General features: G+C 42.2%; 19 protein-coding genes, 1 pseudogene and 1 riboswitch. Of the genes and pseudogenes, 16 read left to right on the forward strand and 4 right to left on the reverse strand.

Annotated elements, in window-relative coordinates; all coding sequences use genetic code 11:
• The first annotated feature begins 82 nt into the window (after positions 1 to 82).
• Positions 83 to 613 carry a class II aldolase/adducin family protein gene (locus KQI87_RS09800; RefSeq protein WP_216459987.1) on the forward strand — a complete coding sequence of 177 codons (531 nt, stop codon included), beginning with the start codon at positions 83 to 85 and terminating at the stop codon, positions 611 to 613.
• 89 nt (positions 614 to 702) lie between these two features.
• Here KQI87_RS09800 and adhE read toward each other — a convergent pair whose 3' ends face one another.
• Positions 703 to 3,360: a bifunctional acetaldehyde-CoA/alcohol dehydrogenase gene (gene adhE / locus KQI87_RS09805; protein WP_216459988.1), complete on the reverse strand. Its 2,658-nt coding sequence runs from the start codon at positions 3,358 to 3,360 to the stop codon at positions 703 to 705.
• 504 nt (positions 3,361 to 3,864) lie between these two features.
• The gene (gene typA, locus KQI87_RS09810) at positions 3,865 to 5,697 is read right to left on the reverse strand and encodes a translational GTPase TypA (RefSeq protein WP_008706255.1); all 1,833 of its coding nucleotides are present in this window, start codon (positions 5,695 to 5,697) and stop codon (positions 3,865 to 3,867) included.
• Positions 5,698 to 6,267: 570 nt separating this feature from the next.
• On the opposite strand from typA, the gene KQI87_RS09815 reads away from it, so the two are divergent.
• The 4 genes from KQI87_RS09815 (at position 6,268) to dapB (ending at position 9,528) form a co-directional block, all read left to right on the forward strand.
• Entirely contained in the window at positions 6,268 to 6,894 is a 627-nt protein-coding gene (locus tag KQI87_RS09815; RefSeq protein WP_216459989.1) for a single-stranded DNA-binding protein, read from the forward strand.
• 315 nt (positions 6,895 to 7,209) lie between these two features.
• On the forward strand, positions 7,210 to 7,701 hold the full coding sequence (locus KQI87_RS09820; protein ID WP_216459990.1) for a cob(I)yrinic acid a,c-diamide adenosyltransferase: 492 nt from the start codon (positions 7,210 to 7,212) through the stop codon (positions 7,699 to 7,701).
• A gap of 68 nt (positions 7,702 to 7,769) precedes the next feature.
• Complete coding sequence (gene dapA / locus KQI87_RS09825; RefSeq protein ID WP_216459991.1) at positions 7,770 to 8,663, forward strand: 4-hydroxy-tetrahydrodipicolinate synthase; 894 nt, start codon at positions 7,770 to 7,772, stop codon at positions 8,661 to 8,663.
• A 103-nt stretch (positions 8,664 to 8,766) separates the two neighbouring features.
• On the forward strand, positions 8,767 to 9,528 hold the full coding sequence (dapB, locus tag KQI87_RS09830) for a 4-hydroxy-tetrahydrodipicolinate reductase (protein ID WP_216459992.1): 762 nt from the start codon (positions 8,767 to 8,769) through the stop codon (positions 9,526 to 9,528).
• 218 nt (positions 9,529 to 9,746) lie between these two features.
• Here the strand turns inward: dapB and KQI87_RS09835 are convergent, their stop codons facing one another.
• Positions 9,747 to 11,006, reverse strand: coding sequence for a D-alanyl-D-alanine carboxypeptidase family protein (locus KQI87_RS09835; protein WP_216459993.1), 1,260 nt, complete (start codon positions 11,004 to 11,006; stop codon positions 9,747 to 9,749).
• Between the two features lie 563 nt (positions 11,007 to 11,569).
• On the opposite strand from KQI87_RS09835, the gene KQI87_RS09840 reads away from it, so the two are divergent.
• The 3 genes from KQI87_RS09840 to hpf all read left to right on the forward strand — a co-directional run bounded on the left by KQI87_RS09840 (position 11,570) and on the right by hpf (position 13,822).
• Positions 11,570 to 12,037 (forward strand): hypothetical protein, encoded by a 468-nt coding sequence (locus KQI87_RS09840; RefSeq protein ID WP_216459994.1) that lies wholly within the window; start codon positions 11,570 to 11,572, stop codon positions 12,035 to 12,037.
• Between the two features lie 155 nt (positions 12,038 to 12,192).
• The gene (gene hisA / locus KQI87_RS09845) at positions 12,193 to 12,960 is read left to right on the forward strand and encodes a phosphoribosylformimino-5-aminoimidazole carboxamide ribotide isomerase (protein WP_216459995.1); all 768 of its coding nucleotides are present in this window, start codon (positions 12,193 to 12,195) and stop codon (positions 12,958 to 12,960) included.
• A 334-nt stretch (positions 12,961 to 13,294) separates the two neighbouring features.
• Positions 13,295 to 13,822 carry a ribosome hibernation-promoting factor, HPF/YfiA family gene (gene hpf / locus KQI87_RS09850; protein ID WP_216459996.1) on the forward strand — a complete coding sequence of 176 codons (528 nt, stop codon included), beginning with the start codon at positions 13,295 to 13,297 and terminating at the stop codon, positions 13,820 to 13,822.
• Here hpf and KQI87_RS17545 read toward each other — a convergent pair.
• Positions 13,802 to 13,858, reverse strand: a pseudogene (locus tag KQI87_RS17545) (hypothetical protein); the annotation flags it as partial. The gene hpf and the pseudogene KQI87_RS17545 sit on opposite strands and share 21 nt — an antisense overlap.
• On the opposite strand from KQI87_RS17545, the gene KQI87_RS17550 reads away from it, so the two are divergent.
• From KQI87_RS17550 to KQI87_RS09885, 8 genes are all read left to right on the forward strand, one after another.
• Positions 13,835 to 14,026, forward strand: a complete 192-nt coding sequence (locus tag KQI87_RS17550; protein WP_442860614.1) for a DUF6783 domain-containing protein — start codon at positions 13,835 to 13,837, stop codon at positions 14,024 to 14,026. The pseudogene KQI87_RS17545 and the gene KQI87_RS17550 sit on opposite strands and share 24 nt — an antisense overlap.
• Positions 14,027 to 14,123: 97 nt before the next feature.
• Positions 14,124 to 14,234: riboswitch (TPP riboswitch) on the forward strand.
• 112 nt (positions 14,235 to 14,346) lie between these two features.
• Positions 14,347 to 15,168, forward strand: a complete 822-nt coding sequence (gene thiM / locus KQI87_RS09855; RefSeq protein WP_216459997.1) for a hydroxyethylthiazole kinase — start codon at positions 14,347 to 14,349, stop codon at positions 15,166 to 15,168.
• Positions 15,155 to 15,799 carry a thiamine phosphate synthase gene (thiE, locus tag KQI87_RS09860; RefSeq protein WP_216459998.1) on the forward strand — a complete coding sequence of 215 codons (645 nt, stop codon included), beginning with the start codon at positions 15,155 to 15,157 and terminating at the stop codon, positions 15,797 to 15,799. The genes thiM and thiE overlap by 14 nt, the downstream gene beginning before the upstream one ends.
• A gap of 80 nt (positions 15,800 to 15,879) precedes the next feature.
• Positions 15,880 to 16,692: a bifunctional hydroxymethylpyrimidine kinase/phosphomethylpyrimidine kinase gene (thiD, locus tag KQI87_RS09865; RefSeq protein ID WP_216459999.1), complete on the forward strand. Its 813-nt coding sequence runs from the start codon at positions 15,880 to 15,882 to the stop codon at positions 16,690 to 16,692.
• Between the two features lie 5 nt (positions 16,693 to 16,697).
• Entirely contained in the window at positions 16,698 to 17,867 is a 1,170-nt protein-coding gene (gene cytX, locus KQI87_RS09870; RefSeq protein ID WP_216460000.1) for a putative hydroxymethylpyrimidine transporter CytX, read from the forward strand.
• Between the two features lie 197 nt (positions 17,868 to 18,064).
• On the forward strand, positions 18,065 to 19,540 hold the full coding sequence (gene malQ / locus KQI87_RS09875; protein ID WP_216460001.1) for a 4-alpha-glucanotransferase: 1,476 nt from the start codon (positions 18,065 to 18,067) through the stop codon (positions 19,538 to 19,540).
• Between the two features lie 204 nt (positions 19,541 to 19,744).
• Positions 19,745 to 22,318 carry a preprotein translocase subunit SecA gene (gene secA, locus KQI87_RS09880; RefSeq protein WP_216460002.1) on the forward strand — a complete coding sequence of 858 codons (2,574 nt, stop codon included), beginning with the start codon at positions 19,745 to 19,747 and terminating at the stop codon, positions 22,316 to 22,318.
• Positions 22,319 to 22,605: 287 nt separating this feature from the next.
• Positions 22,606 to 24,069 (forward strand): sodium-dependent transporter, encoded by a 1,464-nt coding sequence (locus KQI87_RS09885; protein WP_216460003.1) that lies wholly within the window; start codon positions 22,606 to 22,608, stop codon positions 24,067 to 24,069.
• Positions 24,070 to 24,112 lie beyond the last annotated feature (43 nt).

Raw genomic sequence — 24,112 nt, forward strand, 5'->3', positions numbered from 1 at the left:
AACGCTTGGAAAAAAGCAGGATATCGTGTACAATGGAATGGGGAATAGCAAAACTATTATAAATATGGGAAGTATTTTAACTATGGATCTTTCAACCTTAGTAAAAATGTCAAATGCTTATGGAAGCAACCCGGCCTATGTTCTGGCAGGCGGCGGCAATACTTCTGTAAAAGATGACACCACATTGTATGTAAAAGGCTCCGGTACACAGCTTGCCACAATCAAGGCAGAGGAATTTGTGGAAATGAGCAGAGCACGTTTGAATGAAATCATGAAGACAGATTATCCTGAAGATGATGTCAAACGTGAATCACTGTATCTTGCAGATGTTATGGCTGCAGTAACAGATGCTGACAAAACAAAACGTCCAAGTGTGGAAGCACTGCTTCATAACTTATTTGCCTATACTTATGTACTGCATGTTCATCCTACACTTGTCAATGGACTGACCTGCGGAAAAGGGGCAAAGGAACTCAGTGAACAGCTTCTTGTAAAAGATGCCATCAAGCTTGCAGTATATGCAGAAAGCTTTGGCGGTCCGCTTCACATGACAGATGATATTACATACTTTATCACGCATTGGGAAGCAGAAGCATATCGCAGTAAGAAATAATATAATAAGGGCTGTCGTTTTTTGACAGCCCTTATTATATTGGTTTAAACACTATATTTTTAAAGGAAAAGGTTTATTTTCAGCAAATCTTATTTCTTTTCTTTTTTCTCTTTGGCTTTCCTGGATTCAGGAACATTTCCCTCACCATAGTAAGCTTTCAGATAGATTTCTTTCAGCTCAGACATTAATGGATATCTCGGGTTGGCACCGGTACACTGGTCGTTAAATGCCTGTTCGGTCATTTCGTCCAGAGTTTCAAGGAAGTACTTCTCGTCTACGCCGTATTCTTTGATCGTATGTTTGATCTCAATAGTATCCATCAGTTCCTGCAGTTTCTGGAGAAGCTTCTCAAATACTTCGCTGTCGTTCTTGCCTGTCAGACCTATAGAACGGCCAATCTCAGCGTAACGTGCAAGTGTGTGCGGATACTGATACTGTGGGAAGGTACCCATCTTAGCCGGAACTTCGGCTGCATTATAGCGCAGAACATGAAGCAGAACCAGAGCATTTGCAATACCGTGTGGAATATGATGGAAAGCTCCCAGCTTATGAGCAAGAGAGTGGTTTACGCCAAGGAATGCATTTGCGAAAGCCATACCAGCCATGCAGGAAGCATTTGCCATATGCTGTCTTGCTTCTACATCAGAACCATCTTTGTATGCACGTGGCAGATAGTTAAATACCAGTTTGATGGCATTTAATGCAAGACCATCTGTATAATCAGATGCCATCATGGAAGCATAGGCTTCAAGTGCATGAGTCATAACGTCGATACCGGAAGCACAGGTCAGTCCCTTAGGTGCGCTCATCATATTATCTGTATCAACAATAGCCATGTCAGGCATTAATTCATAATCTGCCAGAGGCCATTTGATACCTGTAGTTTTATCAGTAATGATAGCAAACGGTGTTACCTCGGAACCTGTACCGGAAGATGTTGGAACAGCTACAAAGTAAGCTTTCTTACCCATATGCGGGAATGTGAAGATTCTCTTACGGATATCCATAAAGTCCATAGCCATATCATCAAAGTTGGCGTCCGGATTTTCATAGAGAACCCACATGATCTTGCCGGCATCCATTGCGGAACCACCGCCCATTGCGATAATGCAGTCAGGCTCGAACATTCTCATTGCAGCAGCACCGGCTCTTGCAGAAGCGAGAGATGGATCTGGCTCTACATCGTAGAAGCAGGTATGTACGATTCCCATCTGATCTAATTTATCTTCGATCTTTTTAGTATATCCATTCTTATAAAGGAAAGAGTCTGTTACGATAAAGCAGCGTTTCTTGTGCATAACAGTGCCAAGTTCATCCAGAGCAACCGGCAGGCAGCCTTTTTTGAAATAAACTTTTTCCGGTGTTCTAATCCAGAGCATATTTTCTCTCCTTTCAGCAACGGTCTTGATGTTAATGAGATGTTTTACACCTACGTTCTCAGATACGGAGTTGCCACCCCAGGAACCGCAGCCCAAAGTCAGGGACGGAGCAAGTTTGAAGTTGTAAAGGTCACCGATACCACCCTGAGAAGATGGAGTATTGATCAGGATACGGCAGGTCTTCATAGCTGCTGCATGTTTTTCCATCTTTTCTTTCTCTCTTGTGTCGATGTAGAGAGCGGATGTATGTCCATAACCGCCGTCAGCTACAAGCTGTTCAGCCTTGGCGATTGCTTCATCAAAAGTTTTAGCCTTGTACATGGCAAGTACAGGGGAAAGTTTCTCATGTGCAAATTCTTCGCTGATATCTACAGATTCAACTTCACCGATCAGGATCTTGGTTTCAGGAGAAACTGCAATGCCGGCCATTTCAGCGATAGTAGCTGCTTTCTGACCTACGATCTTGGCATTTAATGCACCGTTGATAAGGATAGTTTTTCTTACTTTCTCTAATTCATCTGGTTTCAGGAAGTAGCATCCTCTGTAAAGGAATTCTTCTTTTACTTTCTTGTAAACGCTCTCGAGAACAGTTACGGACTGCTCGGAAGCACAGATCATACCATTGTCAAATGTCTTGGAATGGATAATGGAGTTAACTGCCAGACGGATGTCTGCGCTGTCATCAATGATAACAGGAGTATTTCCAGGTCCAACACCTAATGCAGGTTTTCCGGAAGAATAAGCAGCCTTAACCATTCCAGGACCACCAGTTGCAAGGATGATATCAGCTTCACGCATAACCTGGTTTGTCAGATCAAGACTCGGAACATCGATCCATCCAATGATTCCCTCCGGTGCACCGGCTTCTACAGCAGCCTCCAGAACAACCTTTGCTGCATCAATGGTACATTTCTTTGCGCGGGGATGCGGACTGATGATAATCGCATTACGTGTTTTCAGCGCGATCAGAGTTTTGAAGATTGCAGTAGATGTCGGGTTGGTTGTAGGAATAACTGCAGCGATCAGACCGATCGGCTCAGCAATTTTCTTAATACCGTAAGCAGTATCTTCTTCAATCACACCGCAGGTTTTGGTATTCTTATACGCATTGTATACATACTCGGCTGCGTAATGGTTCTTGATAACCTTATCTTCTACAATACCCATTCCTGTTTCTTCAACAGCATCTTTAGCAAGCGGGATACGTGCTTTGTCAGCAGCAGTAGCAGCAGCTTTAAAAATCTTATCTACCTGCTCCTGGGTAAATGTTGCGAAAATCTTCTGTGCCTCTTTCATGGCTGCAATCTTTGCAGTAAGGGCTTCAGGGGTGTCGATGATGGTTGGGATAGTGTTCTCTTTTTTTGCCATTTGGGAATCCTCCTGTTTGTATTTTCGTTAAAAGTATTTACCGTGACCTGTTATGGTATTATTATACAAATAAACTGATTATTCGGTCAACAGTAACGTTAATATGAGTATAACGAAATATTATGGTAAAAATTGTGCATAATCACGTAAATAATGTGAATAAAATATCAATTGTCAGAATATATGAGAAAAATTTAACAATATATTATCTGGTGGCAACTGAGAGAAAGTTAAAAAAATAACGTTAATAAATTAACAACCTCGATAATGCTATTATATGACTTTGTTAATCATTTGTCAATTACAAAACATATGAAAAAGTTAACAAATACTAACTTGAAATTTCGTGAAAATATAACAATATAATTTGTAGAAGGATTTATGTTTTTCCATATGTTTGCAGGAGATTAAAAGTTACTGTGAACGGAGTGAACAGTAATGATTAAGAAAAACTAAGCCCTGCAAAATCTGCAGGGCTTAGTTTTTCTTAAGTTTCTATTTGTTTCAGGCTTTTCTGAAAGCTGCTCTCTTACGTTCTCTGGAATCCAGAAGTCTCTTACGGATACGGAGAGATTCCGGTGTAACCTCAAGGAGTTCATCCTGGTCGATGAAATCGATGGCCTGTTCCAGACTGAGAACTCTTGGTGGAGTTAATTTCAGTGCATCATCGGCGGAAGAAGAACGTGTGTTAGTCAGATGCTTTGTCTTGCATACGTTCAGCTCGATATCTTCGGCTTTACCATTCTGTCCGATAACCATACCGCTGTAAACTTTTGCACCAGGTCCGATAAACAGAGTACCACGCTCCTGGGCTGCGAACAGACCATAAGTAACAGCTTCGCCAGCCTCGAAAGCGATCAGAGATCCCTGTTTTCTGTACTGGAAATCTCCCTTATAAGGTGCATATCCATCAAACATAGTATTGATAATACCAGTACCTTTAGTGGAAGTAAGGAATTCACCACGGAATCCAATCAGTCCACGGGAAGGAATGTGGAATTCCAGACGTACAGTACCATCGCTGGCAGTGCTCATACCCTGCAGCTCACCTTTACGCTCACTCAGCTTCTGAATTACAGTACCGGAGAATTCTTCTGGAACATCTACATAAGCGATTTCCATTGGCTCAAGTTTCTTACCGCGCTCGTCTGTTTTATACAGAACTTCCGGTTTACTTACTGCGAATTCATAACCTTCGCGTCTCATGTTCTCAATCAGGACAGACAGATGAAGTTCTCCACGTCCGGAAACTTTAAATGCCTCTGTTGTCTCAGTATCTTCTACACGAAGGCTGACGTCTGTATTCAGCTCGCGGTAGAGACGGTCACGAAGATGACGGGATGTGATGTATTTACCTTCCTGGCCTGCCAGTGGACTGTCATTTACGATGAAGTTCATGGCAATAGTAGGCTCGGAAATCTTCTGGAAAGGAATTGCTTCCGGGTTCTCTCCACCGCAAAGAGTATCACCGATGTGGATATCTGCGATACCGGAAATAGCAACGATGGAACCAATAGTAGCTTCCTTTACTTCAACTTTATTCAGACCGTCAAACTCATAAAGCTTGCTGATCTTAACTTTCTTACGTTTGTCCAGATCATGATGGTTTAACAGAGTCAGTTCCTGATTAACAGCAATTTTACCATTCTCAACTTTACCTACACCGATACGTCCAACATATTCGTTGTAGTCAATTGTACTGATCAGAACCTGAGTATCTGCATCCGGATCTCCCTCAGGAGCCGGGATATATTTCAGGATTGCGTCAAACAGCGGAGCCATATCCTTAGGAGTATCGTTTAAGTCGATTACAGCATGTCCTGCTTTTGCGGAAGCATACAGGAACGGACAGTCAAGCTGCTCATCAGAAGCACCAAGATCCATAAGAAGTTCCAGAACTTCATCTACAACCTCGTCAGGACGAGCTTCCGGACGGTCGATCTTGTTGATACATACGATAACATGAAGATCAAGTTCCAGTGCTTTCTTAAGAACGAACTTAGTCTGAGGCATAGCACCTTCGAAAGCATCAACGAGAAGAATAACTCCGTCTACCATCTTAAGTACACGTTCTACTTCGCCACCGAAATCAGCATGTCCTGGTGTGTCGATGATGTTGATCTTTGTATCTTTGTAATGAATAGCTGTATTCTTGGATAAAATAGTGATACCACGCTCACGTTCGATGTCATTGGAGTCCATGACACGTTCCTGAACCTCCTGGTTCTCACGGAATACACCGCTCTGTTTCAGAAGCTGGTCAACCAGAGTTGTTTTACCGTGGTCAACGTGTGCGATGATGGCTACGTTACGGACGTCTTCACGTTTTGTTCTCATAAAATGATTTTCCTTTCCTCTTTAAGTTTGAATATTATTTACAGTTACCTGCGGATTATTCACTACTGCTCGCCTGTTATTATCCGGTGACATATGTCAAAATTCCGGGATATTTCACCATAAAGCAGTTTATGGGTTACTGTTCACATGCCACTATCCCGCGAGGTGTTTTGGCATGCATATGCCAAAATCCCGAGACATACGGCGCGAATTTATGCGATTAGCATAAATTCTGTGCATCGCGAAGCGTGTTACTGAGAACGGAGTGAACAGTAACGTTTATGGAATTACGCAGATGGATTTATTCTTCCTATTATATGTGATTTTTCTTTGATTAGTTACCCGAATTTCCAGTTTACCACATTTTCGCCAGATTACAAGGTGTTGAAATAAATTTTTTTATTTTTATAAATTCTGGTTCTAAACGGGAAAGCCTGTACATAACTATATAAAGAACAATACAAGGTAACTGGAGCATATGCCGAAAATGGAAAGCAGCAGAGGATATTCACGGTCCGTCTGACGACATTTTCCGGGCGCAGGTGCTCTACGAGGAAGGAGAACCACATTATGGCAGATAAAATTATTGAAAACAATCAGGTATCTATGATGGGAAAAATTGCAGCAGGATTCACATTCAGTCATCAGGTCTTTGGAGAAGGCTTCTATATGACGGAACTGCTGGTCAAGAGACTCAGCGATTCGGAAGACAGGATCCCGGTGATGGTCTCAGAACGACTGGTGGATGTGACACAGGACTATATCGGAGAATATGTAGAGATCCATGGCCAGTTCCGTTCCTACAACCGGCATGAAGAGAAACATAACCGTCTCGTACTTTCCGTATTTACCAGAGAGCTGAAATTCGTGGAAGAAGAGGATGAGACTGTCCCGGTAAATCAGATCTTCCTTGACGGATTTATCTGTAAACCGCCGGTATATCGTAAAACTCCTCTGGGAAGAGAAATCGCGGATGTGCTTCTGGCAGTCAACCGTCCATATGGAAAATCAGACTACATACCATGCATCTGCTGGGGCAGAAATGCCCGCTATGCATCCGCTTTTGAGGTAGGAGGCCATGTCCTGATCTGGGGCCGTATCCAGAGCAGAGAATATATGAAACGTATCGGCGAGAATGAAACAGAGAAAAGGATTGCGTATGAAGTCTCTGTAAGTAAGCTGGAATATATGGAATAGCGGCACGCAAACAGTAACTGCTGTTCACTATTAATTACTTGCAATTCTTCATAAACTGCGGTAATATAAGCGTATTCAGATAAAAACAGGAGTTACTGTTCACTACGTTCTCAGCAACACGCTTCGCGCTGTATGTCTCGGGTTTTCTGTTGCCATGCATCCGTAAGAAGCTGCCAGTGGCAGGTTCTGTAGGTGACCTTCGCTTACAAAAAACATCTCGCGGGATATTACCAGTGAACAGTAACGAACAGGATACTGTTTATTATGTCTATAAAGAAGGTACAATTTCAACAGCGATAAGAGGAATTGTTTGTTATGGAAAAAGAATTTACAGAGGTTTACTGCGGTGGAGGAAAAGGAAAGACAACATTGGCAATTGGTCAGTGTCTGAGAGCTTCCACCCAGGGTAAAAGCGTCATTATTATTCAGTTTCTGAAAGGAAGAGAGCGCAGAGAGCTGGATTTCCTGGAGGATCTGGATAATCTGGATATTAAGATATTTCGTTTTGAAAAGCATGATGAGTGTTACGAGGAACTGAACGAGCAGGAGAAAGCAGAAGAGAAGACAAACATTCTTAATGCTTTAAATTTTGCGCGAAAAGTTATTGCAACTCAGGAATGTGATTTCCTGCTTCTTGATGAAATCCTTGCACTTCCGGATTACGGGATCACTACAGCAGAGGCTATCGGAGAGATTCTGAGCATGAAAGATGAGAGTATGCACATCCTGCTTACAGGACGGACGTTACCTGACAGCCTGCGTAAATATGCAGACAGCATAACTACACTGACAACAGAGAACTTATAGGGGACGTTTTACGAAAGAAACGGTATCCTATATAGAAGAAACTACAGAAGAATAAAGGAGGAGAGCAAATGGCAATTTTTAAAGGTGCAGGTGTTGCGATCGTAACCCCTATGTATGAAGACGGTAAGGTTAACTATGATAAACTGGAGGAACTCCTGGAGTATCAGATTGCAAACAGTACAGATGCGATCATCATTTGCGGAACAACAGGAGAATCATCTACAATGACACACGGAGAGCATCTTAAGACAATTAAGTTTGCGATCGACAAAGTAAATAAACGTGTTCCGGTCATTGCAGGTACAGGTTCCAACTGTACAGAGACTGCGATCATGATGTCAAAAGAAGCTGCTTCCTACGGTGCAGATGCACTTCTGGTAGTAACTCCATATTATAACAAAGCAACTCAGAAGGGTCTGATCGCTCATTATACAGCAATCGCAGAAGCAGTTCTGGAAACACCGATCATTATGTACAATGTTCCAAGCCGTACAGGATGTAATATCCAGCCTGCAACAGCGGTAGCTCTGGCTAAGAACGTTAAAAACATCGTTGGTATCAAAGCAGCAAGCGGAGATCTTTCACAGATTGCAACTATGATGGCTATGGCAGACGGTGCGATCGAACTGTATTCTGGAAATGACGACCAGGTACTCCCGATCCTTTCACTTGGCGGACTTGGTGTAATTTCCGTACTTTCCAATGTTGCTCCTAAGGAAACTCATGATATGGTTATGAAGTTCTTAGAGGGAGATACAAAGGGCGCAGCAGAGATCCAGTTAAAAGCAATCCCGCTGATCCATGCACTGTTCAGTGAAGTAAACCCGATTCCGGTTAAAACAGCCCTGAACCTGATGGGACAGGAAGTAGGACCTCTTCGTATGCCATTATCCGAGATGGAAGAAGCAAACAAAGAGAAACTTGCTGCAGAACTGAAGAACTTTGGAATCAAACTTGCATAAAAACAGATATGGTTTCGTGTGACTGAATAGCTGCTGAGAACGCAGTGATCCGGTCTGAAATGTAAACAATATTGATGTGGCTGGAATTGAGAGGAAAATACAAATGGTAAAGATTATTATGCATGGCTGCAACGGTCATATGGGTCAGGTAATTTCCGAACTGGTTGAGAAGGATTCGGATGCTGAGATCGTAGCAGGTATTGATGTTACAGATCAGGGAAAGAACAGCTACCCTGTATATACAAATATGGAAGAATGTCAGGTAGAGGCAGATGCCCTTATCGATTTCTCTTCTGCAAAAGCAACAGACGCACTTCTTGCTTACTGCGAGAAGCGTAAACTTCCGGTTGTATTATGTACAACAGGTTTAAGTGAAGAGCAGCTTGCAAAGGTTGAAGAGACTGCCAAGAATGTTGCAGTACTGAAATCTGCAAATATGTCTCTCGGAATCAACACATTAATGAAACTGCTTCAGGACGCTGCAAAGGTTCTGGCAACAGCGGGATTTGATATTGAAGTTGTTGAGAAACATCACAGATTGAAACTGGATGCTCCGAGCGGAACAGCACTGGCACTGGCAGACAGTATCAATGAAGCGATGGATAATCAGTATCATTATACTTATGACCGCAGCCAGAGACGTGAAATGCGTGATGATAAAGAAATCGGTATTTCTGCAGTGCGCGGTGGTACAATTGTCGGAGAACACGAAGTGATTTTCGCGGGTTCGGATGAAGTAATCGAATTTAAGCATACTGCTTATTCTAAAGCTGTATTTGGAAAAGGTGCGATCGAGGCTGCTAAATTCCTTGCTGGCAAACCGGCAGGAAGATATGACATGAGCGACGTTATCAGCGCTAAATAATAATAAAAACAAAAAATCAGATGTATATAAAAAGGGAAGTGTCTTCGGTGGATTTACCGATACACTTCCCTTTTACTATGACAGGAATAGAGTCAAAATCCATTGAAAATCGCCTGCGGCGATAGGATTTTAACTTGTATGTCTCGGGATTTTGGTATTTTTATGCCAAAACACCTCGCAAAATAGTAGACTGCAGAATAGTTACATTTGATTTATAATTAATGATTATATGCGTAGGTCAGCAGGGTACGGGAATCCTGCCAGCGTGCAGAGGATGAATCTGCACCCAGAACAACAGAAATATAAGTATTTCCCTTAGCGGAAGTAGATAAACCTACGAAACAATAACCTGCTTTATTGGTATAACCTGTTTTCATGCCCTGAACTCCAGGTACGTTTCCAAGGAGGGCATTGGTGGTTCCAACATAATAACTGCGGCCTGTATTAAGATTGGAGAATGAATAATAGCTGGTACCGACCAGTTTTCTGAACATTGGCTTTTTGATCGCATACTGAGCGATTTTTGCCAGATCGGAAGCAGTTGTGTAATGGTTATATCCGGCATCAAGACCATTTGGCGTTGCAAAATGGGTATTGGTACATCCAATCTGTGCAGCCTTCTGATTCATCAATTTGACAAATTTGGAAGTAGAACCACTGATATGCTCTGCAATTGCTACAGCAGTATCATTATGAGAAGGAAGCATCAGCGAATAAAGCATATCTCTCATGTAGAATACTTCACCGGCATTTGCATAAAGTTTACTTGGTTCAATGGATGCTGCATAAGAAGAGAACTTTACTTTATCAGTCAGTTTGCTGTTCTCAAGTGCAAGGATACAGGTCATGATCTTGGTTGTGCTGGCGTTGGCATGTGCAACGTTTTCATTTTTTGCATAAACAATCTTGCCGGTATCTGCATTCATCAATAATGCACAGTCAGAAGAAAGATTATAATTCAATCCGGTATGTGTAACAGTGCCGTTCTGATTGAAATAGTAATAAGTACCACTTATCTTATGTTTGCCGGTAACTGCTTTTCCATCTTTGCCGAAATAATATTTCCTGCCGGCATTATCTGTGAACCATCCGGTGATCATAGAACCGTCCTTGCCGACGTAATAATAGCTTCCTTTGTATTTAATAAGAGAGTTTTTGATCAGATATCCCTGTGATCTGGTTCCGAAATAATAATTTTTTCCATTGATCGTATGCCAGCTGCACCATCGATGACCAAGTTTGTTAAAATAATAAGTTTTTTTGTCAATTTTCAGGAATACATTTTTGGCGATTGTTTTGTCATCATAACGATAGATCCAGTAATCACCGTCTTTTACAAATTTTCCGGCTGCTGCGATGTCTGGTTTCTGAAGTGTGGACGCATAGATAGTAGAAACACTGCAGGTGAACAGCAGGAAAAAGGCAGCAATCATCATAAGAATGGCGCTGCGTATGGAATAGTTGCTTTTTCTTTTCATAATAACCTCCTGTAATGCGTTTTGTATTGTAACTGTTCACTAGTGTGCCAACAAGTTGATTTCTCGAACAATCTTGCGTCTAAATTTCTTATTTCCGCGTTGTCGTCGGTCGCCGTAGCCACCGCTACGCCTCATTCCTCCGCCTTGAAATAAAAAAATTTATACTGCAAGATTGTTTCAAGAATCAATTTGTCGGCACACTAGTACATCGAATATTAAGTAACAGCCATATTGACTTGTCTGATTTTTCATCTGCCGCGTTGTCGTCAATCGCCGTAGCCACCGCTACGCCTCATTTCTCCGCCTTGCATATGAGAAACTCATCCTGCGTCAATATAGCAGATACTTAATTTTCGATGTACTAGAATCATAGCATGAAAAGTAAATTTTTTCCAGAATAGTATTACGTTTTATGCACATATTAAAAATACAATGACAGCAGAAGCTGAACAACTGAAAATGACTCTGCTGTCAGCATCATATAACATAAAATTATAATATGACAAAGCGGAGGGATTCTGCCCGAGAACCGGCGGACTGCTTTCCGGGAACAGGAGACGAATATGAGAAAAAAAGCGAAAAAAATTCTTGTGAGTGCAGCACTGATCATGTCCTTATGTATGTTTACAGCATGTGGAAACGCTGACAATGCGGCAGATGAAGTAGATACAACTGAAGATGGAAACATTACTGAAGATAATGGAATGGACGATGCTGACAATGCTGCGGATAACAATAATGCTACAGATGATAATAAAAATAATACTGCAGCTGATAACACAGGGAATAATGCAAGTACGGACAATAATACGAATACAGATGGCAATGCTGAAATTTCCACAGATAATGGAACGGTAGTGGAAGAGGGCACAGGCAACGGGGCAGCAGAAGACGGAATGACAGATAATACGGATAACAATGGCACTGCTTCAGGAGCACTTGGAAATGGAGTAAGAGATCTCGGAGATGGAGTTGGAGATGCGGTAGAAGACGTGGGTGATGCAATCGGAAATGCGGCAGAAGGAAGATAAGGAAAAATAACAAAAAGTCAAAGAGACTGCTTGCAGATAGACGATAACAGGTGCAGCAGTCTCTATATTTGAGAAAAAAGGCAGGACATTTGCAACGATTTATGGTATTATCAAAGTAAAGTCTAAAAGGAATCGCTATATGGAGGTTATTTATAATGAAATTCAGGCCATGCATTGATATACATAATGGAAAAGTGAAACAGATTGTTGGAGGAAGCCTTACAGATGTACAGGACCAGGCAAAAGAGAATTTTGTGTCTGAGCAGGATGCAGCATTTTATGCAGAACTGTATAAGAAAGCTGGTATAAAAGGCGGTCATGTAATCCTGCTGAACAGTCTGGATTCTCCTTATTATGAAGCAACGAAAGCACAGGCACTCCTTGCACTGGGCGCTTACCCTAAGGGGTTGCAGATCGGTGGCGGTGTGAATCCGCAGAATGCCGGAGAATATCTGGATGCAGGGGCAAGCCATGTGATCGTCACATCCTATGTGTTTAAAGATGGAAAGATTTCCTGGGAGAATCTGAATAAGATGAAAGAAGCGGCAGGAAAGGAGAATCTGGTCCTTGACCTGAGTTGCCGTAAGAAAGACGGAAAATATTATATCGTGACAGATCGCTGGCAGAAATTTACGGATGTTACAGTGACTCTGGAAGTAATGGAAGAGCTGGGAAGCTACTGTGATGAGTTTCTGGTACATGCAGTTGATGTGGAAGGCAAAGCACATGGTGTAGAGACTGAACTGGCAGCTCTGCTTGGGGAATATAAGGGAAATCCAGTCACCTATGCGGGTGGTGTTGGCTCTATGGCTGATATCGAAGATCTGCGTACTTATGGAAAAAACAGACTGGATGTTACAGTGGGAAGTGCACTGGATCTCTTTGGAGGCAGTATTCCTTTTGCTGAGCTAATTAAACTTTAATCGAATCAAGTAACTCCTATGCTTCAATTGAGAATATCCGTTTGACTCGAAGTTCATTGTTTTGATTATGAGTAGAGGCTTAATGTCTGAATCAGTGATAAAAATTTTACTGTTCACTGATAATATCCCGCGCGGTGAACGTAAAAAATGCATCTGGCAATGAGATACAGGATAATAGACTACTGAATAGTTGCCAAATTTCGACATAATAGGACAAGAATTCCTCTTCTATTCCTGAAGTAAACAGAAAAAATGTGAAATTTTAATAAAATAGTGTTAAAATTCAAAAAGGTGTGTTATAATAGATTCATCAAACAGCAAAGGGGATGGAAGCATGAAATTTATCATCAGCGGAAAGAATATTACAGTTACAGAAGGTCTTAAGACAGCGGTCCAGGACAAGCTCAGTAAACTGGAAAGGTATTTCACTCCTGACACCGAAGTTGTAGTAACTTTAAGTGTTGAAAAAGAAAGACAGAAAATCGAAGTAACAATCCCTGTAAAAGGAAACATTATCCGTTCCGAACAGGTAAGCAATGACATGTATGTATCAATCGATCTGGTTGAAGAAGTCATTGAACGTCAGCTTCGCAAGTACAAAAATAAAATTGTAGACAAACAGCAGGCAGCTGCAAACTTCCAGAAAGCATATCTGGATAAAGATTATGATGAAGATGAAGATGTTAAGATCATCCGTACCAAGAAATTCGGGATTAAACCAATGTATCCGGAAGATGCATGCGTACAGATGGAACTTCTTGGACATAACTTCTTTGTATTCTATAATGCAGAGACCGAGCAGGTAAACGTAGTCTACAAACGTAAAGGTAATACTTACGGTTTAATTGAACCAGAATTCTAATACGACAACCGAATTCGGACAAAATATACCGCAAAGTGGGGTGTGCAGATTGTGGGAATGATTTTTCAAATACGCTCTAGAACACGCTCTAAACCTTATCAGAACATAAAAGGCCATAAGAAAAGTTTTCATAACAACAACAAAAGAACTTCCGTGCGGAATAAAAAAACTTCTGCACGGAAGTTTTTTTATGTCAAAAAATAAATTGAGAGCAGATTAAAATTCTTTTTACGTTATAAAAAACTTGCCAAAATCTGAATATTATGTATAATAAAGAAGAAAAGAGTAATGAACAACAAAATAATGAACAACAGGGAGCTTGCGTATCAAGCAGGCTGAGAGTGGGATGAATGCCCAGACCTGCAAACCTGATTTGGATAATGCCAACGTAGGGAATGGATACGTAAGTATAAATACAAACGTGAATTTGAGCAGATATATCAAACAGGTATATCTGTTTTTTTATGCCGTTTTTCCGAAGTCTTTCAGGTGTCATTAAAAACGACGAAAAGGAGATAAGAATTATGCTGGGTACATGTTTACAGAATGTCAGAGAAAGAGAACCTCTTGTCCACAATATCACTAATTATGTCACAGTAAATGATGTGGCAAATGTAATCCTTGCGAGCGGGGCAAGCCCGATCATGTCAGATGAGCCGCAGGATGTAGAGGAAATTACAGCAATCTGCGGAGGGCTGAATATCAATATCGGAACTCTGAATGTGAGAACAATCGAAGGAATGCTGAAAGCAGGGCATAAGGCTAATGAACTGCGGCACATGGTACTTTTAGACCCGGTAGGAGCAGGTGCAAGTTCCCTTCGAACAAATACAGCAGTGAAGCTGATACAGGAGTTAAAGGTGGATGTGATCCGTGGAAATATTTCAGAAGTTAAGACACTGGCAGCAGGAAGTGGTACAACCAAGGGCGTTGATGCAGATGTAGCTGATGCAGTGTCAGAAGAGAATTTGGATGAAGCAGTTGCATTTGCAAAGAAATTTGCAGAGAAATCAGGAAGTATTGTTGCCATAACAGGAGCAATCGACCTTGTCAGTGATGGAGAGAAATGCTATGTGATCCGTAATGGCCGTCCGGAAATGGGAAGGATCACAGGAACAGGATGCCAGTTATCCGGTCTTATGACAGCATATCTTGTCGCAAACCCAGAACAGAAGTTAGAAGCAGCAGCTGCAGCAGTCGGCGCGATGGGACTTGCAGGAGAAATCGGATGGAGTTATATGCAGAAAGGTGACGGCAATTCTACTTACAGAAACAGGATCATTGATGCAATTTATAATATGACAAAAGAACAGTTAGATGAGGGTGCGAAATATGAAGTGCGATAAGAAAGATTTACTGCTTTATGCAGTGACAGACAGAAGTTGGTTAAATGGTGAAACTCTTTACAGTCAGGTTGAGAAAGCACTGGAGGGTGGAGCAACATTTGTACAGCTTCGTGAGAAACATCTGGATCATGAGACTTTTCTTAAAGAGGCAAAGGAACTGAAAGAACTTTGTGCGAAATATCAGGTTCCGTTTGTGCTGGATGATGATGTGGAACTTGCACTGGAAGTTGGTGCAGACGGTGTTCATGTAGGACAGAGTGATATGGAAGCCGGAGATGTCCGTGCAAAACTTGGAAAAGATAAGATTGTCGGAGTATCTGCCCAGACTGTAGAACAGGCACTTCTCGCTCAGGAACGTGGTGCAGATTATCTGGGGGTAGGTGCAGTATTTCCAACCAGTTCCAAGGATGATGCAGTGGAAGTAGATCACGAAACAGTGAAAGCTATCTGTGAAGCAGTGGATATTCCGGTCATTGCGATCGGTGGTATTTCAAAAGATAACGTACAGGAATTGGCAGGATGTGGACTTTGTGGAATTGCAGTTATCAGTGCTATCTTTGCGAAGCCGGACATAAAAAAAGCAGCAGAAGAGCTGAAAGAAGCTACCGCGAAAATGGTGGAAGCACGTTAGCATAAATTTTCTACGTACAGTGGATGGGATGAAAACAGTAATGCTATTTGTAGAGAGATGAAAAGAGGAGTAAACAGAAAATGAAAACAGCAGTAACGATTGCAGGAAGTGATTCCAGCGGTGGAGCAGGGATCCAGGCAGATATTAAGACAATGCTTGCAAACGGCGTTTATGCCATGAGTGCGATTACGGCACTGACAGCACAGAATACCACAGGGGTGACGGCGATCATGGAAGTGACACCGGAATTTCTGGGGGAAGAACTGGATAATATTTTTACAGACATTTATCCGGATGCAGTGAAGATCGGAATGGTATCTTCTGGTGCTTTGATCGAGAAGATTGCAGATAAACTGGAGGAATATAAAGCAAAGAATATTGTAGTTGACCCGGTTATGGTGGCAACAAGCGGAGCAAAGCTGATCAGTGATGAAGCTATCGGGACTTTAAAACAGCGGTTACTTCCTATTGCAAGTGTGTTGACTCCGAATATTCCGGAGGCAGAGGTTCTGGCAGAAATGGAAATCCATACAGCAGAGGATATGATAGAGGCAGCAAAGAAAATCAGTGACAGATACCATTGCGCAGTTCTCTGTAAAGGAGGACATAAGTTAAATGATGCCAATGATCTCCTCTACAGAAATGGTTCCTATCGCTGGTTTGAGGGAAAACGCATTGATAATCCAAATACCCATGGAACTGGCTGTACTCTTTCCAGCGCTATTGCATCTAATCTTGCGAAAGGATTTGATATGGATAGAGCTGTAGAACGTGCGAAAGACTACATTTCAGGTGCGCTGGCAGCAATGCTGGATCTGGGAAAAGGCAGCGGCCCGATGGATCATGGATTTGCGATCACAGGAGAATATAAGAAAGAAGCCGGGGAGGTATAAGTCTCATGGAAACGAAAAGAACCGGCTTATTTGAAAACGGACTGATCTGGTTTGGAGCGGGAGTTTCTATAGCAGAAATCCTGACAGGAACTTACCTGGCACCGCTTGGCATGGGAAAAGGTCTGGCAGCAATTATTGTGGGACATATCATCGGCTGCCTGATGCTGTTTCTGGCAGGTGTGATCGGCGGTAAAGTCAGAAAGAGCGCCATGGAAACTGTAAAAATGAGCTTTGGACAGAAAGGAAGTATTCTGTTTGCTGTTTTGAATGTGCTTCAGCTTGTTGGCTGGACTGCCATTATGATTTATGACGGTGCACTGGCAGCAGACGGGGTGGTAAATACAGGACGCTGGATCTGGTGTCTGGTCATCGGAGCACTGATCATCCTCTGGATCGTCATTGGAATTACAAATCTTGGAAAGATCAATACGGTTGCCATGGCAGCTTTGTTTATCCTGACATTGATCCTCTGTAAGGTGATTTTTACCGGAGGCGGTGCAGGTGTAGCTACTGATGACAGTATGACATTCGGAGCAGCAGTAGAACTTGGCGTTGCCATGCCGTTATCCTGGCTTCCGCTGATCAGTGACTACACAAGAGAAGCGGAAAAGCCTGTGAAAGCAACAGCAGTCAGTGCAGTGACATACGGGCTTGTGAGCTGCTGGATGTATGTGATTGGAATGGGCGCTGCGATTATTACCGGAGAGTATGATATTGCGCAGATTATGTTAAAAGCAGGCCTGGGAATTGCAGGACTTTTGATCATTGTGTTCTCAACAGTGACAACTACATTTCTGGATGCTTATTCTGCAGGTATTTCCAGTGAGACCATCGTAAGTAAATGGAATGGAAAACATGTGGCGATTGTAGTAACCGTTATTGGAACCATTGCAGCAATCGTATATCCGATGGATAATATTACAGATTTTCTGTATCTGATTGGTTCTGTATTTGCACCAATGATCGCTATTCAGATTGCAGATTTCTTTATTCTGGACTTGGATAAAAGCAGCCGGGCAGTACATATTCCGAATATGATCATCTGGGTGATCGGATTTGGTGTGTATCGTATTCTTATGAATATTGATATGCCGGTAGGAAATACACTGCCGGATATGGTGATCACGGTTATTCTTTGTCTGATCGCAGCGAAAATAGTGCCGGAGAAGAAGTAATATATAGAAACAAAATTTCAGCCAGATGTGAAACATGAAAAACAGTAGTGTTTCACATCTGGCTGTTTTATATTGCTTTTTCCTGCTTGAATTTTGACGTACTACCTGAAATATGGTAGAATATTAGAAAGTCTGTAACTGTTCAGCAGTCTACTGAACAGTTACGAAAGTCTTGAAGAAAGAAGGAATAGAATACTATGAGAAAAGCCGGAGTATTAATGCCAGTTTCCGCACTTCCGTCCAGAGTAGGTGCCGGAGAACTTGGAGAGTCAGCATTTCACTTTATAGAATTATTAAAGAAGAACCATGTCAAAATATGGCAGATCCTTCCACTGAACCCGGTAGGATATGGAAATTCACCATACCAGCCATATTCCTCCTGCGCAGGAGATGAATTATATATCAGCCTGGATAAGCTTGCAGAGGATGGGCTTTTGAAAGAAGCACCGGAAGCATTTTTACAGAATGCAAAGAGGGTTGATTATGATGCTGTCCGCCAGTACAGAGAACCGTATCTGAGAGAAGCATTTGCAGCATTTCAGGAGAAGAACGGACAGGAAGAGCCTGCATATAAGGAATTTGTTTCACAGGACTGGGTGTATGAATACGGAGTATTCCGTGCTCTGAAGAAAGCAAACAATGGAGCCTGTTGGAATGACTGGGCAGAAGAAGACAGAAACTGGCCGGAGAACAGGCATGAATTACTGGCAGAGACAGAGGCAGAAGCACAGCATCAGATGTTCCTTCAGTATATTTTCTATACACAGTGGATGAATGTGAAGAAAGCTGCAAATGAAGCAGGAATTGAGATCATGGGAGATGTTCCGTTCTATGTAGGTCAGGATTCTGTAGATGTATGGGGCGGAAAAGATAATTTCTTATTGGATACAGATGGACGTCCGATCTTCATCGCAGGAGTACCGCCGGATTATTTCAGCGCAACAGGACAGAGATGGGGAAATCCGATTTATGACTGGGATCATATGAAAAAACAGAATTATCAGTTCTGGGTAAACAGAATTGGTTACAGCAATAAGTTGTTTGACATCATCCGAATCGATCATTTTCGGGCATTTGATACATACTGGAAAATTCCTGCAACATGCCCGACAGCCATTGACGGCGAATGGATCGAAGCGCCGGGATATGAAGTAATTGACATATTAAAGAAAGAGATTCCGGGACTGAATCTGGTGGCAGAGGATCTGGGACTGCTTCGTCCGGAAGTTCTGGTACTGAAAGATCATTACCATCTGAAAGGTATGAAAATCCTTATCTTCTCTGTGGATACAAGTGGAAAATATGCCCGTGATACCTTCCATGATGTGGAAAATATGATCTTTTATACAGGAACTCACGACAATGACACCATTATGCAGTGGTACAATGGCATGAGTACTGCAGCCAGAAGAAAAGTCCGCCGTATGCTGAAGAAAGCAGGCGCATCTTATGGATCCATGAAAGAAAGATTCCTGAAGTATACCCTGCAGAATCAGGCAGAATATGCAATTATCCCGCTTGCAGATATTCTTGGACTTGGAAAAGAAGGCCATATCAATACACCGGGAACCATCGGATCTCCGAATTGGGAGTGGCACTTACCGAATTTCACACAGGCAGAAAAAGAACTGCATAAATTTGGAAAACTGATCATTGAGACAAAGCGTGTATAATAAAAACTATACAAAAAGTTTATAAATGCCAACAAATTTCTTTCTTTGTTCAAGAAAAATTCATTGTTTTCCATATAGGAAAGTGTTAGAATAGATAAGTATTGTGCAGTTACTGAGAACAAAGTGAACAGTAACATTGTGTATAAAGAAAATGTTTATACTGGTAACAGATAATATAAAGAGATAACAGGAGTTAAACCTAATATGAATGTGTTTTCAAAAGTATTCGGGAGCCGCAGCCAGCGAGAGGTTAAGCGTATCGTGCCTCTGGTTGAGAAAATCGAGAGCCTGCGCCCGGACATGCAGAAATTAAGTGACGAGGAACTTAGAGGAAAAACAAGAGAATTTAAGAAACGTCTTGAAGAGGGAGAGACACTGGATGATCTGCTTCCTGAGGCATTTGCGGTTGTACGTGAAGCCGGCAAGCGTGTTCTTGGAATGGAACATTTCCGTGTACAGCTCATCGGTGGTATCATTCTTCACCAGGGCCGTATCGCAGAGATGAGAACAGGTGAAGGTAAAACACTTGTTGCTACACTTCCGGCATACTTAAATGCTCTGGAGGGTAAAGGTGTTCACATCGTTACAGTCAACGATTACCTGGCTAAACGAGATTCCGAGGAAATGGGACAGATCCACGAATTCCTTGGTCTGACAGTTGGTGTTGTTTTAAATGACATGAAGCAGGACGAGCGTCGTGCTGCATATAACTGTGATATTACTTATGTTACCAATAACGAACTTGGTTTCGATTATCTGCGTGACAACATGGTTATCTATAAAGAACAGCTGGTACAGAGAGACTTGCACTACTGTATCATTGATGAGGTCGACTCCATTCTGATCGATGAGGCGCGTACACCTCTGATCATTTCCGGACAGAGTGGAAAGTCTACCAAATTATATGAAGCCTGCGATATCCTTGCTCAGCAGTTAGAGCGTGGTGAAGCCAGCCATGAGATGACCAAAATGGCAGCCATCATGGGTGAGGAAGTTATCGAGACAGGTGATTTCGTTGTAAATGAGAAAGATAAGATCGTAAACCTTACTGAGCAGGGTGTTCATAAGGTAGAGAAATTCTTCCATATCGAGAACCTGGCAGATCCGGAAAACCTGGAGATCCAGCACAATATTACTCTTGCACTTCGTGCCCATAACCTGATGCACAAGGATCAGGATTACGTAGTTAAGGATGATGAGATCCTTATCGTTGATGAGTTTACCGGACGTATTATGCCGGGACGTCGTTATTCAGACGGTCTTCATCAGGCAATCGAAGCAAAAGAGCATGTTAAGATCAAACGTGAGAGCAAGACTCTGGCAACAATCACATTCCAGAACTTCTTTAATAAATATGACAAGAAGGGCGGTATGACCGGTACAGCTATCACAGAGGAGAAAGAGTTCCGTGATATCTATGCAATGGACGTTGTTGAGATTCCGACTAACAAACCGGTAATCCGTGTTGACCATGAAGATGCTGTTTATATGACAAAGAAAGAGAAATTCAACGCAGTTGTTAATGCTGTAGTGGAAGCTCATGCAAAACAGCAGCCAGTACTGGTTGGTACAATTACAATTGAAACTTCTGAACTTATCAGCCGTATGCTGAAGAAGCAGGGAATCAAACATAATGTATTGAATGCTAAGTTCCATGAACTTGAAGCTGAGATTGTAGCACAGGCAGGTCGTGCAGGTGCAGTTACGATCGCTACTAACATGGCAGGTCGTGGTACTGATATCAAGCTGGATGATGTGTCCAGAGAGGCCGGTGGTCTGATGATCATTGGTACAGAGCGTCACGAATCCAGACGTATCGATAATCAGCTCCGTGGACGTTCCGGTCGTCAGGGAGACCCGGGTGAATCCCGTTTCTACATTTCCCTTGAGGATGACCTGATGCGTCTGTTCGGTTCTGAGAGACTGATGAAGATATTCACATCTCTTGGTGTTGCTGAGAATGAGCAGATCGAACATAAGATGCTTTCCAATGCGATCGAGAAAGCACAGGAGAAGATCGAGTTCAACAACTTCGGTATTCGTAAGAATCTTCTTGACTATGACCAGGTTAACAATGAACAGCGTGAGATCATCTATAAAGAGCGTCGTCAGGTTCTCGATGGTGAGAACATGCGTGAAGCAATCTACAAGATGATTCAGGATACTGTAGATACTTATGTAGATATGTGCTTCTCAGATGATGTAGATTCTGAAGAGTGGGATCTGAATGAATTTAACGGTGTCCTTCTTCCGATCATTCCGGTTAAGCCACTTACACTTAAGAGTGTAAAAGGCAAGAAACGCGATGAGATCAAGCATGAACTGAAAGAAGAAGCAGTGAAACTCTATGAAGCAAAAGAGGCAGAGTTCCCTGAACCGGAACAGCTTCGTGAATTAGAGCGTGTTGTACTTTTGAAATGCATCGACAGCAAGTGGATGGATCACATTGATGATATGGAAATTCTCCGTCAGGGTATCGGACTTGCTGCATACGGACAGAGAGACCCGGTTGTTGAGTACAAGATGAGTGCATTTGATATGTTCAACAGCATGATCACATCTATCCAGGAAGATACACTTCGTATGCTGTACCATGTACATGTAGAGCAGAAGATTGAACGTGAGCAGGTTGCCAAAGTTACCGGAACCAACAAGGATGACAGTTCCGTTAAGAAACCAGTTCAGAGAAAAGAAATCAAAGTATATCCGAACGATCCGTGTCCATGCGGAAGTGGTAAGAAATACAAACAGTGCTGCGGACGTAAGAACAAAGCCTGAGATTGTTTTGGATGATTTTTGAAAAGAGAATAGTGAAAGCAGAACAGAACTGCTGATAAGATAAAAGGGCTCAACTAAGAAGCCCTTTTATCGTGACGGAAATACGTTAATGCGTTGAATTGACATATTAGTCTGATGCAGTAACTCTGCTTTAAATGATGTAAGGCTTCAGTGGAATTTTATGCCTTATGAAGTACGTTGCCGGGCAGAAAGTGGACTGTACAATATAGAAGACGGGATCACTTTATGAACGATGACAATTATAAAACCTAAAAGGGGGAAAAAGTATGAAAAGAGAGTCGTTTAGCTCACGGCTTGGTTTCATCCTGGTATCAGCAGGATGTGCCATCGGTATTGGAAACGTATGGAAGTTCCCGTATATCTGCGGGGCATATGGAGGTGCAGCTTTTATCCTGATCTACTTATGTTTCCTCGTAATCCTTGGTATTCCGGTTCTGGTATCTGAATTCGCAGTGGGACGTGGAAGCCACACAAGCGTTGCGAAATGCTTCGACAAACTGGCACCTGCAGGAACCTGCTGGAAGCCGCTGAAATCCATTGGTATCATTGGATGTTACATGTTAATGATGTTCTACACAACAGTAGGTGGATGGATGCTTTATTATTGTGTAAAGAGTCTGCGCGGAGATTTCGTTGGGGCAACTCCGGAGATGGTAACACAGTCCTTTTCTGATATGCTTGGAAATGCGCCAACAATGATGCTTTGGATGGTAATTATCTGTATCATCGGTTTTGCAGTCTGCTTCATGGGTCTGCAGAATGGTATCGAAAAGATTTCCAAAGTAATGATGAGCGCACTGCTGATCATTATGGTAATCCTGGCAGTTCACTCTGTTATGATGGATGGAGCAGGAGAGGGAATCCGTTTCTATCTGGTTCCTGATTTTCAGAAGATTAAAGATGCAGGCATTGGAAATGTTGTATTTGCTGCATTAAGCCAGTCATTCTTTACATTATCCATTGGTATCGGTGCGATGCTGATCTTCGGAAGTTATCTGGACAAATCCAGAAGCCTGACAGGTGAGGCAGTAAGTATCACTGTACTGGATACATTTGTAGCTCTGACAGCCGGATTTATCATTATCCCGGCATGTTTCTCCTACGGAATCCAGCCAGATGCAGGCCCGAGTCTTATTTTTATCACTCTGCCGAATATTTTTGCACAGATGAGCGGCGGAGCTTTATGGGGAAGTTTATTCTTCCTGTTCCTGACATTTGCGGCAATTTCTACGATCATTGCTGTATTTGAGAACCTGATCGTATTTAATATGGAACTGTTTAGATGGAACCGTAAGAAGAGCGTTGTTGTATGTGCGGTTCTGGTAGTGATCCTGAGCATTCCATGTGTACTTGGATTCAATGTACTTTCCGGATTCCAGCCATTTGGTGACGGAAGCAACATCATGGATCTGGAGGACTTTATTGTTTCCAATAACCTTCTTCCTCTGGGAAGTCTTGGATACCTTCTGTTCTGTACCAGAAAGAATGGATGGGGATGGAATAACTTCATTGCAGAAGCAAATGCCGGTACCGGAATGAAATTCCCGAAATCCCTCAAAGGCTATGTATCCTACGGAATTCCTGCGATCATTATCGTTATTTATCTAAAAGGTTACTATGATAAATTTGCAGGTCTGGGAACTGCAGCATTAGTTGGATGGATGATCGTAGCACTGGTATTGCTGGGATTTGTATTCTACTGTGCAGTGGCAAAAAAGAAAATGAAATAAGCCCGTCCTGAGAAAATTTGAAGAAGATGCTTTTATAAGCATG

The organism is Blautia sp. MSJ-9 (assembly GCF_018919065.1).
GTDB lineage: Bacteria > Bacillota > Clostridia > Lachnospirales > Lachnospiraceae > Blautia_A.

Excerpts from the sequence above, each read along its gene's own strand:
- cytX (WP_216460000.1), top strand. The coding sequence starts at position 16,698 with ATGGAAACGAAAAGAACCGGCTTATTTGAAAACGGACTGATCTGGTTT.
- KQI87_RS09835 (WP_216459993.1), bottom strand. The coding sequence starts at position 11,006 with ATGAAAAGAAAAAGCAACTATTCCATACGCAGCGCCATTCTTATGATG.
- KQI87_RS09820 (WP_216459990.1), top strand. The coding sequence starts at position 7,210 with ATGGAAAAAGAATTTACAGAGGTTTACTGCGGTGGAGGAAAAGGAAAG.
- KQI87_RS09815 (WP_216459989.1), top strand. The coding sequence starts at position 6,268 with ATGGCAGATAAAATTATTGAAAACAATCAGGTATCTATGATGGGAAAA.
- secA (WP_216460002.1), top strand. The coding sequence starts at position 19,745 with ATGAATGTGTTTTCAAAAGTATTCGGGAGCCGCAGCCAGCGAGAGGTT.
- thiE (WP_216459998.1), top strand. The coding sequence starts at position 15,155 with ATGAAGTGCGATAAGAAAGATTTACTGCTTTATGCAGTGACAGACAGA.
- thiD (WP_216459999.1), top strand. The coding sequence starts at position 15,880 with ATGAAAACAGCAGTAACGATTGCAGGAAGTGATTCCAGCGGTGGAGCA.
- hpf (WP_216459996.1), top strand. The coding sequence starts at position 13,295 with ATGAAATTTATCATCAGCGGAAAGAATATTACAGTTACAGAAGGTCTT.
- malQ (WP_216460001.1), top strand. The coding sequence starts at position 18,065 with ATGAGAAAAGCCGGAGTATTAATGCCAGTTTCCGCACTTCCGTCCAGA.
- hisA (WP_216459995.1), top strand. The coding sequence starts at position 12,193 with ATGAAATTCAGGCCATGCATTGATATACATAATGGAAAAGTGAAACAG.
- KQI87_RS09800 (WP_216459987.1), top strand. The coding sequence starts at position 83 with ATGGATCTTTCAACCTTAGTAAAAATGTCAAATGCTTATGGAAGCAAC.
- KQI87_RS09885 (WP_216460003.1), top strand. The coding sequence starts at position 22,606 with ATGAAAAGAGAGTCGTTTAGCTCACGGCTTGGTTTCATCCTGGTATCA.
- KQI87_RS09840 (WP_216459994.1), top strand. The coding sequence starts at position 11,570 with ATGAGAAAAAAAGCGAAAAAAATTCTTGTGAGTGCAGCACTGATCATG.
- thiM (WP_216459997.1), top strand. The coding sequence starts at position 14,347 with ATGCTGGGTACATGTTTACAGAATGTCAGAGAAAGAGAACCTCTTGTC.
- typA (WP_008706255.1), bottom strand. The coding sequence starts at position 5,697 with ATGAGAACAAAACGTGAAGACGTCCGTAACGTAGCCATCATCGCACAC.
- adhE (WP_216459988.1), bottom strand. The coding sequence starts at position 3,360 with ATGGCAAAAAAAGAGAACACTATCCCAACCATCATCGACACCCCTGAA.
- dapB (WP_216459992.1), top strand. The coding sequence starts at position 8,767 with ATGGTAAAGATTATTATGCATGGCTGCAACGGTCATATGGGTCAGGTA.
- dapA (WP_216459991.1), top strand. The coding sequence starts at position 7,770 with ATGGCAATTTTTAAAGGTGCAGGTGTTGCGATCGTAACCCCTATGTAT.